We start from the raw sequence: 14,887 nt of genomic DNA on the forward strand, positions 1-14,887 counted from the left end.
TAGCCGGGCCGCGTCAAGGTAGCGCAATTCTCCGAAGTCAGCTTCGGTTGCATGTCCGCACAACGGATGCTTCCACGACGTTCTTTTTCCATTCATTCGTTTTCGCAAATCCCCGCCGACAAAGCAGCCAGGGCGACTCTTGAGTCTCAACACGGCATGCGCAGCTTTGGAGCATGGGTCTTTGCGGATGCACTTAGAGGCAGACCCATGACCCAGGAAACCGGCGGCTTCGCCGCTTTTAATCTCAACCCGAACATTCTTGCTGCCGTCACTGCGACCGGCTACGAAGAACCTTCGGCGATTCAGCAGCAATCGATCCCGATCATCATGGCCGGCCACGACATGATTGGCCAGGCGCAAACCGGTACGGGTAAAACCGCTGCGTTCGCCCTGCCGATCCTGCATCGCATCGATCCTGCCAAGCGCGAACCGCAAGCCCTGATCCTGGCGCCAACCCGTGAGTTGGCGCTGCAAGTAGCAACCGCTTTCGAAACCTACTCCAAGCAAATGCCTGGCGTTACCGTTGTGGCCGTTTACGGCGGCGCCCCGATGGGCCCACAACTGAAAGCCATCCGTAACGGCGCGCAAATCGTTGTCGCCACCCCGGGTCGTCTGTGCGACCACCTGCGTCGTGACGAAAAAGTCCTGGCTACCGTGAACCACCTGGTTCTCGACGAAGCCGACGAAATGCTCAAGCTGGGCTTCATGGATGACCTGGAAGTCATCTTCAAGGCCCTGCCAGCGACTCGCCAGACCGTATTGTTCTCGGCCACCCTGCCGCAATCGATCCGTGCCATTGCCGAGCGCCACCTGCGCGATCCGCAACACGTGAAGATCCAGACCAAGACCCAGACCGTCACCGCGATCGAACAGGCTCACCTGCTGGTTCACGCTGACCAGAAGACGTCCGCCGTTCTCAGCTTGCTGGAAGTGGAAGACTTCGACGCCCTGATCATGTTCGTACGCACCAAGCAAGCGACCCTGGACCTGGCCAGCGCCCTGGAAGCCAAAGGCTACAAAGCCGCCGCGCTGAACGGTGACATTGCCCAGAACCAGCGTGAGCGCGTGATCGACTCCCTCAAGGATGGCCGCCTGGACATCGTTGTGGCGACCGACGTCGCGGCCCGTGGCCTGGACGTTCCGCGCATCACCCACGTATTCAACGTGGACATGCCGTACGATCCTGAGTCCTACGTTCACCGTATCGGCCGTACCGGCCGTGCCGGTCGCGAAGGCCGTGCGCTGCTGCTGGTCACCCCGCGTGAGCGCCGCATGCTGCAAGTGATCGAGCGTGTGACTGGCCAGAAGGTGGCTGAAGTTCGCCTGCCGGACGCCCAGGCCGTTCTCGATGCCCGCATCAAGAAACTGACCAACAGCCTGTCGCCACTGGTGGCTGACGCCGAATCGACCCACGGTGATCTGCTTGATCGCCTGACCGCCGACATCGGTTGCACCCCACGCGCCCTGGCCGCCGCACTGCTGCGCAAGGCCACCAATGGCCAAGCGCTGAACCTGGCTGCAATCGAGAAGGAACGTCCGCTGGTGCCGAACAACGCACCGCGTGGCGATCGTCCTGAGCGCACCGGTGATCGTCCGGACCGTGGTGATCGCGAGCGTCGTGCACCGATCCCGCTGGCCGAAGGTCGTGCGCGCTGCCGTACTGCGCTGGGTGCCCGTGACGGCATCGCCGCCAAGAACCTGCTGGGTGCCATCCTCAACGAAGGTGGCCTGGCCCGCGAAGCGATCGGTCGCATCCAGGTGCGTGACAGCTTCAGCCTGGTAGAGCTGCCGGAAGATGGTCTGGAGAAGTTGCTGACCAAGTTGAAAGACACCCGCGTGGCTGGCAAGCAGCTCAAGCTGCGTCGCTACCGCGAAGATTGATCGGCCCTTGGGCTGATTGATCGAACATGAAAAATCCCCGACTGGTTCGGGGATTTTTTTCGCCTGTCGTTTGGGGCTCCTTCAGGGGGAGTGGTGTGGACGCCAATCGCGAGCAGGCTCGCTCCCACACTGGACTTCGGCGCTCACCAAACCCCTGTGGGAGCGAGCCTGCTCGCGATTGAAGCGACGCGGTCCATCATTCGAACCGATAGATGTCCATCCCCAGCGTCCCCATGGTGAACCCCCCATGGGCAACACTGAATTTCCCACCCGCACCCCGGGCAAAATACAGCGGCAGCAAGTGCTCGTCGCTGGGGTGGCTGCGCACGGCATTGGGCGCCTGGCGGCGGTAGTCGTGCAAGGCGGTCTCGTCGTTGGCTGTCAGTTGCTCGACCATCCAATCGCGAAAGGCCTTGGCCCAGGGCTCGATACTGTCAGGGCCGGCATTCCAGTCCAGGTCGCGCAGGTTGTGGGTGATGCTGCCGGAGCCGATCAGCAAGACGCCTTCGTGGCGCAGGCTCGCCAAGGCCTGGCCCACCTGGGTCTGTAACACCGGCCCCTGGCGACTAGGCAGGGAAACCTGTACCACCGGGATGTCGGCGTCGGGGTACATCAACGACAATGGCACCCAGACGCCATGGTCGGACGGCCGTTGAGGGTCGAGGCGTGTCGGCAGGTGCGCGGCGTTGAGCATGTCTGCGACTTGCATCGCCAGTTGTGGATTGCCTGGCGCGGGGTATTGCACTTCATACAGCGCCGGTGGAAAACCGCCGAAGTCGTGCCAGGTGCGCGGTTGCGGGTTGGCGCTGACCAGCAGGTCATTGCTTTCCCAGTGGGCGGAGACGATGACGATGGCCTTGGGCTTGGGCAATTGAGCGGCAAGGCTGGCCAGCGCCGGGCCGCTGGCGCCGGGCTCCAGGGCGAGCATCGGTGAGCCATGGGAGATAAACAGGCTGGGCAGCATGGACGGACTCCTGAGCGTTAAGATGGGTCATCTTCCGTCAGGTCTATGATCTAAATCTAATATAAGTTTTAGCCCGTTTTGATCGATTTTTTGGAGTGAATCATGGAGCCCGAGTTTTGGCACAAGCGCTGGTCATCGAACCAGATCGGTTTTCACTTGCCGGAGGTGAACCCCTACCTGCAACGGTTCTGGCCGCAGCTGGGATTGGCCCAGGGCAGTCGGGTGCTGGTGCCGCTGTGTGGGAAAAGCCTGGATCTGTTGTGGCTTGCCGATCAGGGGTATTCGGTGTTGGGGGTGGAGTTGTCGGAAAAAGCTGCGGCTGATTTTTTCCTTGAACATCAGCTTGAGCCGAGCATCAGTGAAGAGGGCGCGTTCAAAGTCTTTCGGTCCGGTGATATCGAAATTCGCTGCGGTGATTTTTTTGCCCTGGAGCCGGAGGATGTGGCCGATTGCACGGCGCTGTATGACCGTGCGGCGTTGATTGCCTTGCCGGTGCCGATGCGGGAACGGTACGCGACTCATCTGCAAAAGATCTTGCCAAACGGCGTCGGATTGTTGATTACCCTGGATTACAACCAGGACGAAATGCCGGGTCCACCTTTCTCCGTGGGAAATGATGAGGTGCAGCGGCTGCTGGGGAATGGCTGGCGGCTGGAAGTCTTGCAGGAGCAGGATGTGCTTGGGGAGAGCTGGAAGTTCTTGCAGGCGGGTGTGAAGAGGCTGGATGAGCGGGTGTATCGGATTTTCGGCCGTTGATGTGTTGGCTGGGATGGCGTCAGGTCGGCAGTACGCAAATGAGCAGACAAGAAAAAGCCCGCATTACAGCGGGCTTTCTTTTGAGTTACCTATCAGCCCCGACGACGAAGTGCGTCAATACGCTCTTCCAGCGGCGGGTGGCTCATGAACATGCGAGCCAGGCCCTGCTTGATGCCGCCGTTGATGCCAAAGGCATTCAGGGTGTCTGGCATGTGCACCGGCAGGCCTTGCTCGGCGCGCAGGCGCTGCAGGGCGCCGATCATGGCGCTGGTGCCGGCCAGGCGCGCACCGGCGTCGTCGGCGCGGAACTCGCGTTTGCGCGAGAACCACATGACGATGGCGCTGGCGAGGATGCCCAGTACCAGCTCGGCGAAGATGGTCGCCACGTAGTAGGCGATGCCCTGGCCTTCTTCGTTCTTGAAGATCACCTTGTCGACGAAGTTACCGATGATCCGGGCGAAGAACATCACGAAGGTGTTCACCACGCCCTGGATCAACGCCAGGGTCACCATGTCGCCGTTGGCGACGTGGCCGATCTCGTGGGCCAGCACGGCCTTGACTTCATCGGGCGAGAACCGCTCGAGCAAGCCCTGGCTGACGGCAACCAGGGCGTCGTTCTTGTTCCAGCCGGTGGCGAAGGCGTTGGCCTCGTAGGCCGGGAAGATACCGACTTCCGGCATCTTGATACCGGCTTCGCGGGACAACTGCTCTACTGTCTGCAACAGCCATTGTTCGTGACGCGTGCGCGGCTGGCTGATGATCTGGGTGCCGGTGCTCATCTTCGCCATCCACTTGGAGATGAACAGCGAGAACAGGGAACCAGCGAAACCGAACACCGCACAGAAGATCAGCAGCTGAGTGAGGTTGAGGTCAACCCCATTGGCCGCCATGAACCCGTTGAAGCCGAAGAGGCTCAGGGTGATGCTGGCAATCAGCACGACCGCCAGGTTAGTGGCCAAGAACAGCAGGATGCGCATCATGGTTGTGAAAATCTCCTCATGCTAAAGATGTAGCGTTATGCGGGGTATATAAGGTGCTGCCGCAGGCTATTCAACTCGCCGACTATTTCAAACTGTGTCCTACAGCCGTCCTAAATGTTTGAAAGACTTTTCTGAAAGTGACAAGGGAAAAGAAATGCGCTGCCTGCGCCCCGTGAACGTTGAGCCCCGCTGCACGTTGGCCGTCCTGCACCGAGTGTAGAAGGCCCGACGAAACCGGCCCGAACGGATATGTTGCTGAATCAAACAGCGTGCGAGGTGAGGACGCCTCGCACGCAGTCCGGCTTATTGACGGTAGGACTTTAGGAAGTTGCCGATCCGGCCAATGGCCTGGTCGAGGTCATCGACCCGCGGCAGCGTCACGACGCGGAAGTGGTCCGGCCATGGCCAGTTGAACGCCGTACCCTGGACCACCAGCAGCTTTTCGGACAGCAGCAGGTCGAGGACGAATTTTTCATCGTTGTGGATCGGGCAGACCTTCGGGTCGATCCGTGGGAAGGCATACAGCGCGCCCATGGGCTTGACACAACTGACGCCGGGGATGTCGTTGAGCAATTCCCAGGTGCGATTGCGTTGTTCCAGCAGCCGGCCCTGGGGCAGGACCAGGTCGTTGATGCTTTGGTAGCCGCCCAGTGCCGTCTGGATCGCGTGCTGGCTCGGCACGTTGGCACACAGGCGCATGTTGGCCAGCATGTCGATGCCTTCGATGTAGCTCTGGGCATGGTGCTTGGGCCCGGAAATGGCGATCCAGCCGGAGCGGAAACCGGCAACCCGATAGGATTTGGACAGGCCGTTGAAGGTCAGGCACAGCAGGTCCGGCGCCAGGGATGCGGTGCACACGTGCACGGCGTCGTCGTAGAGGATCTTGTCGTAGATCTCGTCGGAGAACACCACCAGGTTGTGCTGGCGGGCCAGTTCCAGCATGCCCAGCAACACTTCCCTGGAGTACACGGCGCCGGTCGGGTTGTTCGGGTTGATGATCACCAGGGCCTTGGTGTTCGGGGTGATCTTGGCCTTGATGTCCGCCAGGTCGGGGAACCAGTTGGCCTGTTCGTCGCACAGGTAATGCACCGGGTTGCCGCCGGAAAGGCTTACGGCAGCGGTCCACAGCGGATAATCCGGTGCCGGCACCAGTACTTCGTCGCCGTTGTTGAGCAGGGCCTGCATGGACATCACGATCAGCTCGGACACGCCGTTGCCCAGGTAGATGTCCTCGATGCCGATCCCTTCGACCTGCTTTTGCTGGTAATACTGCATTACGGCCTTGCGCGCGCTGAACAGGCCCTTGGAGTCGCTGTAGCCCTGGGCGGTCGGCAGGTTGCGGATGACGTCCTGGAGGATTTCATCGGGCGCTTCGAAACCAAAGGGGGCCGGGTTGCCGATGTTCAGCTTGAGGATGCGATGGCCTTCCTCTTCCAGGCGTTTGGCGTGCTTGAGCACCGGGCCGCGAATGTCGTAGCAGACGTTGGCGAGCTTGTTCGATTTGCTGACCTGCATGGCGATGTGTTCCCGAAAATGAACGATCCAGGCGGCGTGTGAACTACCGTACTGGGGATCCTGCGTCTGTGCCCAGGCCTGACGCGGTATAGGCGCCACAATCCGTTTGAATGCGCATGACGTGACTGCCAGACTGGCGTCTGACGAGGCGCAATCATACGTGCCGCCCGATCTGCGGAAAAGCGTCGGATCGGGCTTTTTCAATTGCCGAGGTAGGACGATGGAAAAGTTGCAGAAAACCCTTGAAGAATGGCGCGCCATGCTCGACCCGGAGCAGTACAACGTCTGTCGGTTGAAGGGCACCGAGCGGCCATTCTCCGGTAAATACAACGAAACCAAGACTGACGGTGTGTACCACTGCATCTGCTGCAACGAGCCGCTGTTCGATTCGAAGACCAAATTCGATTCGGGCTGTGGCTGGCCGAGTTTCTACGCGCCGATCGAAGGCAGCGCGGTGGTAGAGGTAAGGGACGTCAGCCACGGCATGATCCGCACCGAGGTGGTCTGCGCCCAATGCGATGCCCACCTGGGCCATGTCTTCCCCGACGGCCCGCCGCCTACGGGGTTGCGGTACTGCATCAATTCGGTGTGCCTGGACCTGGTCCCCCGGTAGGGCCTGTTCACCACGACCCCTGTGGCGAGGGAGCTTGCTCCCGCTGGGCGGCGCAGCCGCCCCAAAACGGCTTGGCGCGGTTTTTCAAGAAGACCGTGTCGGCCGGTTTACGACGGCTGCGCCGCCGAGCGGGAGCAAGCTCCCTCGCCACAGAGTCCCGTAGGTTCTCAAGGCCGTGGGGCGAACAATTAGATTGCATACAATTTAATTGCTCGCTATCTTCTGCGTCCTCTTCTTCCAATCCGGAGTCTTGCCATGAGCGACAACCTGCTGAGCATCCCGTGCACCACCATCAAGGGTGAGCAAAAGACCCTCGCTGATTTCGCCGGCAAGGCTGTGCTGGTGGTCAACACGGCCAGCCAGTGCGGATTTACCCCGCAGTACAAAGGGCTGGAGGCGTTGTGGCAGACCTACAAGGACCAGGGCCTGGTGGTACTGGGCTTTCCCTGCAACCAGTTCGGCAAGCAAGAGCCGGGCAATGAAGGGGCGATCACCGAGTTCTGCGAACTGAATTTCGGCGTGAGTTTTCCCCTGTTCAAGAAAGTCGAAGTCAACGGCGCCAACGCCCATCCACTGTTCGTCCAGCTTAAACAGCGGGCCCCTGGCGTGCTGGGGTCCAAAGGCATCAAGTGGAATTTCACCAAGTTCCTGATCGGCAAGGACGGCCAGGTGGTCAAGCGTTTTGCCCCGACCACCAAACCCCAGGACCTGACCGGCGAGATCGAAGCACTGCTCAAATGAATGATCTGTCAGCCGATTCGTTGAAGCTCGACAGCCAGTTGTGCTTCAAGCTGTACGCCGCTTCCCGTGCGGTGATCCGTGGCTACAAGCCGATGCTCGATCAACTTGGCCTGACCTATCCGCAATACCTGGCGATGCTGGTGTTGTGGGAGTGGCAGGACACGGCCCCGCCACAGCCGACGGTCAAGGCCCTGGGTGAGCGTTTGCTGCTGGATTCCGGCACGCTGACGCCGCTGCTCAAGCGCCTGGAGCAGTTGGACCTGGTCCAGCGCCAGCGTTCAGCCCGGGACGAGCGGGAGGTGCACTTGAGCCTGTCGGCTGCGGGGCGCGCCTTGCGCGAGCAGGTCGGCCCGCTCAAGGCCCGCCTGTTGTGCGACAGCGGTGTCGATCTGGACCGCCTGGGCGCGTTGCGAGACGGTCTCGATCATTTGCTGGGCCAGATCAAAGCGCTGACGTAGTGGGCACCCACTGGTCCAGCACGGCCGCCAGTTCTTCGCGGCGGAACGGCTTGGACAGGTAATCGTTCATGCCGGCCGCCCGGCAGCGCTCACGTTCCTCGGGCATCGCGTTGGCCGTCAGTGCAACGATCGGCAGGTCCGACCAGCGTCCGCTGCGGCGAATCTGCCGGCTGGCTTCGTAACCGTCCATCACTGGCATGTTGCAGTCCATCAACACCAGGTCGAACACCCGCTGTTCCAGTTGATCCAGGGCTTCGACGCCGTGGGCCGCGACGGTGACTTCACAGCCCAACTTGACCAACATGCCCTTGGCCACCAGTTGGTTAACCGGATTGTCCTCCACCAGCAATACCTGTCCGCGCCTGGACGGCACCAGGGTTTCGATCTGTGCGTCGTTGATGGTGGTCGCCTCGTTTTGCATGGCGCGTCGCAGGATCTGGTACAGCGCATGGCGTGCCAATGGTCGGGCCTGTTGTACCAGCGGTGCGAGGGCAGCCGCTTCTTCGCTGGGCATGAAGCTGCCATAGGCGGTGACCAGCAGGATCGGCGCATCAAAGGTCGGCCGCAGGTTGAACAGGCATTCCGGGCAGTCAGTGATCAGCACGTCAGGCTTGAGCCCCAGCAGCCCGTCATCGATGGAGCGCCGCACATAATCCAGGCCCCATCCTGGCAGTAGCATGCCTAGCAACTCGGCCAGGCCGCTGCTGCCGGCGGTGATGGCGACGACATTGCCGTGCAGCGGTTCGACCGGCGTTGCCGGAAGATGGCAGGGCAGCGGCAGCTCTGCACAGAACTGACTGCCGAAGCCGGCTTCGGAACTGATCGTCAATCGGCCCTGCATGGCTTCGCAGAGGTTGTAGGTCAATGCCAGGCCCAGCCCGGTGCCGCCAAACTGACGGGTAATTCCGGCCCCGGCCTGGGTGAACGGTTGCAGGATCCGCGCTTGGGCCTCCTGGGGAATACCGATACCGGTGTCGCAGACTTCGATTCGCACGCCGCCTTCGTAATGGCTCAACTTCACGTCGACCCGGCCAAAGCGCGTGAACTTCAATGCGTTGGACAGCAGGTTGCTGACGATCTGCCGCACTCGGGTCGGGTCGCCGATGACTTGCGCCGGGAACTGCGGCTCGATCAGGCAAGCCAATTCGACACTGGGGGCCGCGTTCTGGGAAAGCAGATTGGCGGTGTCCTCCACCAAGGCGCCGAGGTCGAACGGGATGCGTTCGAGTTCCAGTTGACCGGCGTCGAATTTCGACAGGTCAAGGATGTCGTTGAGCAGTTCGACCAATACCTTGCCCGAGTCATGGGCAATCGAGAGCTGCTGCTGTTGCTCGGCCGTCAGGGGACCGTCCAGGGACAGGGCGATCATTCCCAGCAGGCCGTTGAGCGGCGTGCGGATCTCATGGCTCATGTTGGCGAGGAACACGGAGCGGGCTTCGGCCATGTCCAGGGCCGTGCGCCGGGCTACCTCCAGCTCCTCGTTGGACTGGCTGAGGCGGGCGTTGATGGCCTTGAGTTCGGCGGTGCGTGCCGAGACGATGTTCTCCAGCTGCGCCAGGTATTCAGTGAGGCGATTTTCGGCCGTGCGCCGTTGTTGAATTTCCGTGGAGATATTTTCGAACTGCTGGTTGGCGACGGACACCAGCACGCCGATTTCATCGGACTGGTGGCCGGAAGGGCATTCCAGGCGGTTCTGTTCGTTGCTACTTGGATCGCGGCTGCTCAACTCGCGAATGACCCGCACCAGGGGCTTGGTCAGCATCACGTAGAACAGCGCCAGCAGCAGCCCGGTCAGGATCAGGCTGCGGGCGAAGCCGTTGAGCAAGGTGACCTCGGCGCGGCGCAGGAAACGACTGCCGAACGCATAGGTGTCGACGTCCAGTCGCAGTATGCCCAGGGATTCGGCGGGTAAATGGTCCAGGTAGAGCCGGTCCTCGAACTGACGCTGGGCGCCGAACAGGAAGTCGCTGATGAACCGGTAGCTGCTTTGCAGTTCGGGCCGCTTGACGCTGGCCAGCACGGTATTGTTGTTGTCGATCAGCTCGGCCCCGATGATGGCCGGTGAGCGCAACAGGCCCATGGACAGCTCCTGGGCGAGTTCGGCGTCGATGTTGTAGGCGATGCGCGAGGCCGGGTTGTGGCTGATTTCCAGCAACGACAGGATTTCACGGTTGATCGACGCGTCTTCGCTGGCATAATCGATGCCGATCTGCATCAGGCTGAGCAAGGTGCCCAGCACGAAGCCCACCAGGACGGTCAGGCGGGCCTGCTTATAGGAAAGCCGTTGAGTGAATCGGATGTCCATGGAGTGATGAACCACTTACGTTTCCCTTCGCCGGTCAAGCATAGCTGATCATCTCTGAATACCGGTGCAACCGGTTGGTTTTGTGTGAAGTAGACCCGCCATTGGATACGGCGTTTCGTTGCTGGAGCGCCATCATTACTGTGAACCTGTCCGAGGAGAAGATGTGGACTCGCGATTGAATGCTTTTCTTGAGCGCGCCGATGCCGTGCTGGCCCGGATCGAGCCGTTGCTGCCGGCGCCCCGGCCCACCATCGACTGGAGCCAGACCCTGGCCGCCCGCTGGCAGCGGGACGGGCGCAACGGCTACTTGCTGCCGCTGCAAGTCAGCCTCGACATGCGCCTGTCGGACCTGATCGGCGTGGATCGCCAGGTCGAACAACTGGGGCGCAACACGCGGCAGTTCATTGATGGCATGCCCGCCAACCATGCCTTGCTCTGGGGCTCGCGTGGCACCGGCAAATCGTCCCTGGTGCGCGCCCTGTTGGCCGAACATGCCCAGCATGGCCTGCGGTTGATCGAGATCGAACGCGACCACCTGGCCGACTTGCCCCGGGTGGTCGAGCAGGTGGCGAAACTGCCACAGCGCTTCGTGTTGTTCTGCGACGACTTGTCGTTCGAGTCCGGCGAAGGCGATTACCGCGTGCTCAAGAGCGTGTTGGATGGTTCGCTGGAACAGGCGCCGGACAACGTGCTGCTGTATGCCACGTCCAACCGTCGCCATCTGGTGCCGGAAAAGGAAAGCGACAACGAAAACTGGAAGCGGGTCGACGGCGAACTTCACCCCAGCGAAGCCGTGGAGGACAAGATCGCCTTGTCCGACCGCTTTGGTTTGTGGCTGTCGTTTTATCCGTTTACCCAGGAGCATTTCCTCGACGTCGTGGAGCACTGGATCGGCGAACTGGCGGCCAAGGCCGGGCTGGCCTGGGAGCGCGATGAAGCCCTGGAGATACAGGCCGTGCGCTGGGCAACCGGTCGCGGCAACCGCAACGGACGTTGCGCTTATCAGTTTGCCCGTTACTGGGTCGGCCTGAAATTGTTGGAGCACAAGGCATGATCGATTTGAACGCTGCCGGCGAAGGCCTCGATGGCTACGGCTTGTTATCGGCACAGCTGGAATCCTTGCTGGCCGATGAGCGTGATTTCATCGCCAATGCCGCGCAGTTCTCGGCCTTTCTGTTCACGCAACTGGAAGACCTGAACTGGGCTGGTTTTTACCTCAATCGCACTGAAGAACTGGTCCTGGGGCCGTTCCAGGGCCAGATCGCCTGCGTGCGGATTCCCTTTGGCCGCGGCGTCTGCGGCACGGCGGCAGCGACCCGGCAGACCCAGCGCGTCGAAGATGTCCATGCCTTCCCTGGGCACATCGCCTGCGACAGTGCGTCGAACAGCGAGCTGGTGGTGCCGCTGGTCAAGGACGGGCGCCTGATCGGCGTGCTCGATCTGGATAGCCCGAAATTGGCGCGTTTCAGCGACCATGACCAGGCCGGCATTGAAGCGTTGGCTGCGATCTTCCTGCGCCTGACGGATTGCTGATCCACGTCCTGTAGGAGCTGGCGAAGCCTGCGATCTTTTGTTCCCTTGATTGTTCGCTTGAGATGCAAGTGTCAGGGGAAAGATCGCAGCCTCGCTTCGTTCGGCAGCGCCTACAGGAATTGCTTTCATGCCTTCAGCCCGGCCTTGGCCAGCAGGCTGTCGGGGTCGACTTCATCGATCTGGTGCGGGTCGAGGAACTGCTCGGCGTAGCTCAGGTAGATCTTTTCCTCGATGAACAGCCCGAACAGTTCGGGATCGATATGGGCGTCACGGCACATGGTGGCCATGATGCCCAGGGCCTCGCTCAGCTTCTTCGCTTTCTTGTAGGGGCGGTCGGCCGCTGTCAGTGCTTCGAAAATGTCGGCAATCGCCATCATGCGTGCCGGCAGGCTCATTTCCTCGCGTTTGAGGCGCTTGGGATAACCGCTGCCGTCCATCTTCTCGTGATGACCGCCGGCGATCTCCGCCACATTGTTCAGGTGGCTGGGGAAGGGCAACTGGCTGAGCATCAGGATCGTCTGCACCATGTGATGGTTGATGACGTAGCGCTCCTCGCGGGTCAGCGTGCCGCGCGTGATGCTCAGGTTGTAGAGCTCGCCGCGGTTGTATTTCCAGGCCGGCACATCGAGCTGGAAGCCCCACGGGTTGTCTGCCGGGATCAGTTCGGCCGCGTGGCGCTCGAACAGGTGCTCGGGCTTGTCCGCCAACAGCGGCTCGGTGACCGGTAGCGTCGGCTTGGGCGTACGGGCCTGGCGCCGGTTCTCTTCCCAGGAAACCCCCAGGCGATCGTCGAGGGTCCGGGTCCACGGGCGTTGCGCGATGTGTTGCAAGCGTTGCAGGTCGGCCTCGGCCATGGCTTCGGAGCCCAGGTTGCAGCGCGCGACAAAAGCGAAGTCGTCATCCAGGGCCGTCAACGTCGCGTCACGCTGTTGCTCCAGGGACGACGACTCGCCACCGTTTGCCACGGCCCGCCAGTAATCGATCCAGGCGTCGCGCTTGAGTACTTCGAAGCGGGTGCGTATTTCGTGGATCCGGTCGTGCAGGGTTTCCAGTTTGGTGGCTTTGTCGACGACGTATTCAGGGGTGGTGACCTTGCCGCAGTCGTGCAGCCAGGCAGCGATGTGCAGGGCCTCCCATTCATCCTCTGTGGGCCGGTAGGCGTCGAATGCCGGCGCCTGGCTGGCGGCGGCGGCCTGGGCGAGCATCAGGGTCAGGACCGGCACCCGCTGGCAATGGCCACCGGTGTAGGGGCTCTTGGCATCGATCGCGCCAGCCAGCAACTGGATGAAGGCGTCCAGCAGTTGTTTTTGCTTGGCTTGCAGGCGCTGGCCTTCGATGCTCACGGTGGCGGCGCCGGACACGGCCTGGAGGAAGGCGATGCGGTCGGGCTGGAGTTTTTCCAGGTCGGCTTCGGTGCCGCTGTCGGTGATCAGCAACACCAACACGCCGACGGTTTCCTGGTGACGATTGCGCAGGCGGATGCCAATCAGATGGGCTCGAGGCGAGTCCAGTGCCCGCAGGATGCCCTGCAGGTCGGCCGCCTGCTCGAAGCCCAGGGAGGTCACCAGATTGTCCGAAACGGCCAGTTGCTGGAGCCATTGCGGGCTGTCGCCAGCCAGCAATTCAAGATTGCGCAGCTTGAAGGTTTCGAGGTCCCTGGGCGTGCCATCGATCACCAGCCCGTAGGGCTTGAGCCGATTGTCGTCGTTCTCGCGCAGGTAGATCAGGCCGGCCTGGGCCTGGCCGATTTTTACGGTTTCGAACAACACCCGCTCCAGCAGTGGGATGAAGCGTGTTTCGGCGCGCAGGCTGGCGGTGATTTCAAAGAAACTCGCCAGGGTGTCTTTCATGCGCGCCATCGAGACGCTCAACTGGTCGACCTCCAGCACCGGGGAGCGGCGTGACACCGGGTAGTTGAAATCGAAGCTGCGAATGGCGTCGGCTTCCTGCACCAGTTCGCGCAACGGCTTGACCAGGATCCTCGACGTCAACCAGCCCAGGGGCAGGCACAGCAGCAGGGTGGCGAGGGTGATGAGCGCGCCTTGCCAGCGCATGCGATAGGCGTTGTCCAGCAGCTCGTCTTCAGGCACCAGCAACGCCAGTTCCAGGCCTTGGGGACCGCCTTCCTGCATGTGGCTGCGGGAAACGATCCACTGGCGTCCAGCCGCTTCCAGGCGGGTCGTGTCAGCGTTGTCATCGAGGACGGCGGCGATGGCCGGGCTGAGGTCGCGGGCCTTGATCAGGCGCGCCGACTGGGCGTCGGCGAGCAGCCGGTCGCTGTCGGGATAACCCACGGCGTTGCCCTTGGGGTCGAGCAGGACGATCTCGGTGCCGGTAGTGACCTTGTGCTTGGCCAGGGTCTGGGACAGGGCCGCCAGGGTCAGGTCGGCGCCGATGACCGCTTGCTCGCCGCTACGCCGGGCCAGGGTGGTGCCGACATTGTGGGTGGAGAAAAAAACGTAGGGTTCGGTGGTGATCTGCTCGGCGCTGTCGGCGGCGCTGCGAAACCAGCCACGGTTGCGCGGATCGTAGGTTTCGTCGGCAATGTCCCGGCGATTGATGAGCGTCAGGGTCTCGTCGTAGAACAGCGACTGGGAATGGACCGGGCCTTGTTCGGAGGCTCGCTCAACGGTCCAGACCTGATAGGCCGCCTCGGCGGGTGCCTGCAGGGCGGTTCTCAGGGCTGGGGTGCGCAATGGCCGAACCATCAGGAAGTTGCCACGCTGATCGCCCAGGTACAACGACGCCAGGTTCGGGTTGTCCCGTAGTGCCTGGCTGAAGGGCGCGAGCAGGGCCAGGCGTTGCGCCATCTGCGGCGTACGTGTCGCCGGGTAATCGGCCAACAGGCTCAACAGGTGGCGGATGGGTTCGTAGGTGTCATACAGGTCCAGGCGCACGTCCTGCTCAATGCGGTTGAACAGTTTTTCACTGCTGGAAAGGATGATTTGCGTGGTTTGCCGGTAGTTGAAAATGCCCAGCACCACCCCGGTCAACAACAAAAGCAGGGTAAACATCACGCTGATATGGACGTGCAGGGGGAACCGGCGTTTGTCCGGACGCGGTGCGCTGGGCATTGCAGTCACTCCATGGGGGCAGGGGGCGTTCTCGATGGTGTTTCCGCGTGCAAGGGAAACCGATCGA

General features: G+C 61.7%; 12 protein-coding genes. 7 read left to right on the top strand and 5 right to left on the bottom strand.

Annotated features, from left to right (window positions below):
• Window positions 1–207 precede the first annotated feature (207 nt).
• Window positions 208–1,881, top strand: coding sequence for a DEAD/DEAH box helicase (locus HU715_RS03705; protein ID WP_014337279.1), 1,674 nt, complete (start codon window positions 208–210; stop codon window positions 1,879–1,881).
• A 196-nt stretch (window positions 1,882–2,077) separates the two neighbouring features.
• On the opposite strand, the gene HU715_RS03710 is transcribed toward HU715_RS03705, so the two are convergent.
• Window positions 2,078–2,845, bottom strand: coding sequence for a DODA-type extradiol aromatic ring-opening family dioxygenase (locus HU715_RS03710; RefSeq protein WP_186705348.1), 768 nt, complete (start codon window positions 2,843–2,845; stop codon window positions 2,078–2,080).
• A 102-nt stretch (window positions 2,846–2,947) separates the two neighbouring features.
• On the opposite strand from HU715_RS03710, the gene HU715_RS03715 reads away from it, so the two are divergent.
• Window positions 2,948–3,601, top strand: coding sequence for a thiopurine S-methyltransferase (locus tag HU715_RS03715; RefSeq protein WP_186705347.1), 654 nt, complete (start codon window positions 2,948–2,950; stop codon window positions 3,599–3,601).
• Between the two features lie 92 nt (window positions 3,602–3,693).
• On the opposite strand, the gene htpX is transcribed toward HU715_RS03715, so the two are convergent.
• Together htpX and HU715_RS03725 are read right to left on the bottom strand one after the other, a co-directional pair.
• Window positions 3,694–4,581: a protease HtpX gene (gene htpX, locus HU715_RS03720; RefSeq protein ID WP_186705346.1), complete on the bottom strand. Its 888-nt coding sequence runs from the start codon at window positions 4,579–4,581 to the stop codon at window positions 3,694–3,696.
• 303 nt (window positions 4,582–4,884) lie between these two features.
• Window positions 4,885–6,096 carry a pyridoxal phosphate-dependent aminotransferase gene (locus HU715_RS03725; protein ID WP_018603142.1) on the bottom strand — a complete coding sequence of 404 codons (1,212 nt, stop codon included), beginning with the start codon at window positions 6,094–6,096 and terminating at the stop codon, window positions 4,885–4,887.
• A 220-nt stretch (window positions 6,097–6,316) separates the two neighbouring features.
• Here HU715_RS03725 and msrB point away from each other — a divergent pair, with 220 nt between their 5' ends.
• The 3 genes from msrB (at window position 6,317) to HU715_RS03740 (ending at window position 7,908) form a co-directional block, all read left to right on the top strand.
• Window positions 6,317–6,709, top strand: a complete 393-nt coding sequence (gene msrB, locus HU715_RS03730; protein ID WP_186705345.1) for a peptide-methionine (R)-S-oxide reductase MsrB — start codon at window positions 6,317–6,319, stop codon at window positions 6,707–6,709.
• Between the two features lie 255 nt (window positions 6,710–6,964).
• Complete coding sequence (locus HU715_RS03735; RefSeq protein WP_072408021.1) at window positions 6,965–7,450, top strand: glutathione peroxidase; 486 nt, start codon at window positions 6,965–6,967, stop codon at window positions 7,448–7,450.
• Complete coding sequence (locus HU715_RS03740; protein WP_072408019.1) at window positions 7,447–7,908, top strand: MarR family winged helix-turn-helix transcriptional regulator; 462 nt, start codon at window positions 7,447–7,449, stop codon at window positions 7,906–7,908. Before HU715_RS03735 ends, HU715_RS03740 begins: the two co-directional genes overlap by 4 nt.
• Here the strand turns inward: HU715_RS03740 and HU715_RS03745 are convergent.
• Complete coding sequence (locus HU715_RS03745) at window positions 7,892–10,213, bottom strand: hybrid sensor histidine kinase/response regulator (RefSeq protein WP_186705344.1); 2,322 nt, start codon at window positions 10,211–10,213, stop codon at window positions 7,892–7,894. The genes HU715_RS03740 and HU715_RS03745 overlap by 17 nt on opposite strands.
• 163 nt (window positions 10,214–10,376) lie before the next feature.
• On the opposite strand from HU715_RS03745, the gene HU715_RS03750 reads away from it, so the two are divergent.
• Window positions 10,377–11,267 carry an ATP-binding protein gene (locus HU715_RS03750; protein WP_186705343.1) on the top strand — a complete coding sequence of 297 codons (891 nt, stop codon included), beginning with the start codon at window positions 10,377–10,379 and terminating at the stop codon, window positions 11,265–11,267.
• Complete coding sequence (locus HU715_RS03755) at window positions 11,264–11,746, top strand: GAF domain-containing protein (protein ID WP_186705342.1); 483 nt, start codon at window positions 11,264–11,266, stop codon at window positions 11,744–11,746. Before HU715_RS03750 ends, HU715_RS03755 begins: the two co-directional genes overlap by 4 nt.
• Window positions 11,747–11,871: 125 nt before the next feature.
• Here HU715_RS03755 and HU715_RS03760 read toward each other — a convergent pair whose 3' ends face one another.
• Window positions 11,872–14,820 (bottom strand): HD domain-containing phosphohydrolase, encoded by a 2,949-nt coding sequence (locus HU715_RS03760; protein ID WP_186705341.1) that lies wholly within the window; start codon window positions 14,818–14,820, stop codon window positions 11,872–11,874.
• Between the last annotated feature and the right edge of the window lie 67 nt (window positions 14,821–14,887).

This window comes from Pseudomonas zanjanensis (assembly GCF_014268745.2).
In the GTDB taxonomy this organism is placed as follows: domain Bacteria; phylum Pseudomonadota; class Gammaproteobacteria; order Pseudomonadales; family Pseudomonadaceae; genus Aquipseudomonas; species Aquipseudomonas zanjanensis.

What these genes read in the sequence shown, in the direction of transcription:
- HU715_RS03705 (WP_014337279.1), top strand. Translation starts at nt 208, where the DNA reads ATGACCCAGGAAACCGGCGGCTTCGCCGCTTTTAATCTCAACCCGAAC.
- HU715_RS03710 (WP_186705348.1), bottom strand. Translation starts at nt 2,845, where the DNA reads ATGCTGCCCAGCCTGTTTATCTCCCATGGCTCACCGATGCTCGCCCTG.
- HU715_RS03715 (WP_186705347.1), top strand. Translation starts at nt 2,948, where the DNA reads ATGGAGCCCGAGTTTTGGCACAAGCGCTGGTCATCGAACCAGATCGGT.
- htpX (WP_186705346.1), bottom strand. Translation starts at nt 4,581, where the DNA reads ATGATGCGCATCCTGCTGTTCTTGGCCACTAACCTGGCGGTCGTGCTG.
- HU715_RS03725 (WP_018603142.1), bottom strand. Translation starts at nt 6,096, where the DNA reads ATGCAGGTCAGCAAATCGAACAAGCTCGCCAACGTCTGCTACGACATT.
- msrB (WP_186705345.1), top strand. Translation starts at nt 6,317, where the DNA reads ATGGAAAAGTTGCAGAAAACCCTTGAAGAATGGCGCGCCATGCTCGAC.
- HU715_RS03735 (WP_072408021.1), top strand. Translation starts at nt 6,965, where the DNA reads ATGAGCGACAACCTGCTGAGCATCCCGTGCACCACCATCAAGGGTGAG.
- HU715_RS03740 (WP_072408019.1), top strand. Translation starts at nt 7,447, where the DNA reads ATGAATGATCTGTCAGCCGATTCGTTGAAGCTCGACAGCCAGTTGTGC.
- HU715_RS03745 (WP_186705344.1), bottom strand. Translation starts at nt 10,213, where the DNA reads ATGGACATCCGATTCACTCAACGGCTTTCCTATAAGCAGGCCCGCCTG.
- HU715_RS03755 (WP_186705342.1), top strand. Translation starts at nt 11,264, where the DNA reads ATGATCGATTTGAACGCTGCCGGCGAAGGCCTCGATGGCTACGGCTTG.
- HU715_RS03760 (WP_186705341.1), bottom strand. Translation starts at nt 14,820, where the DNA reads ATGCCCAGCGCACCGCGTCCGGACAAACGCCGGTTCCCCCTGCACGTC.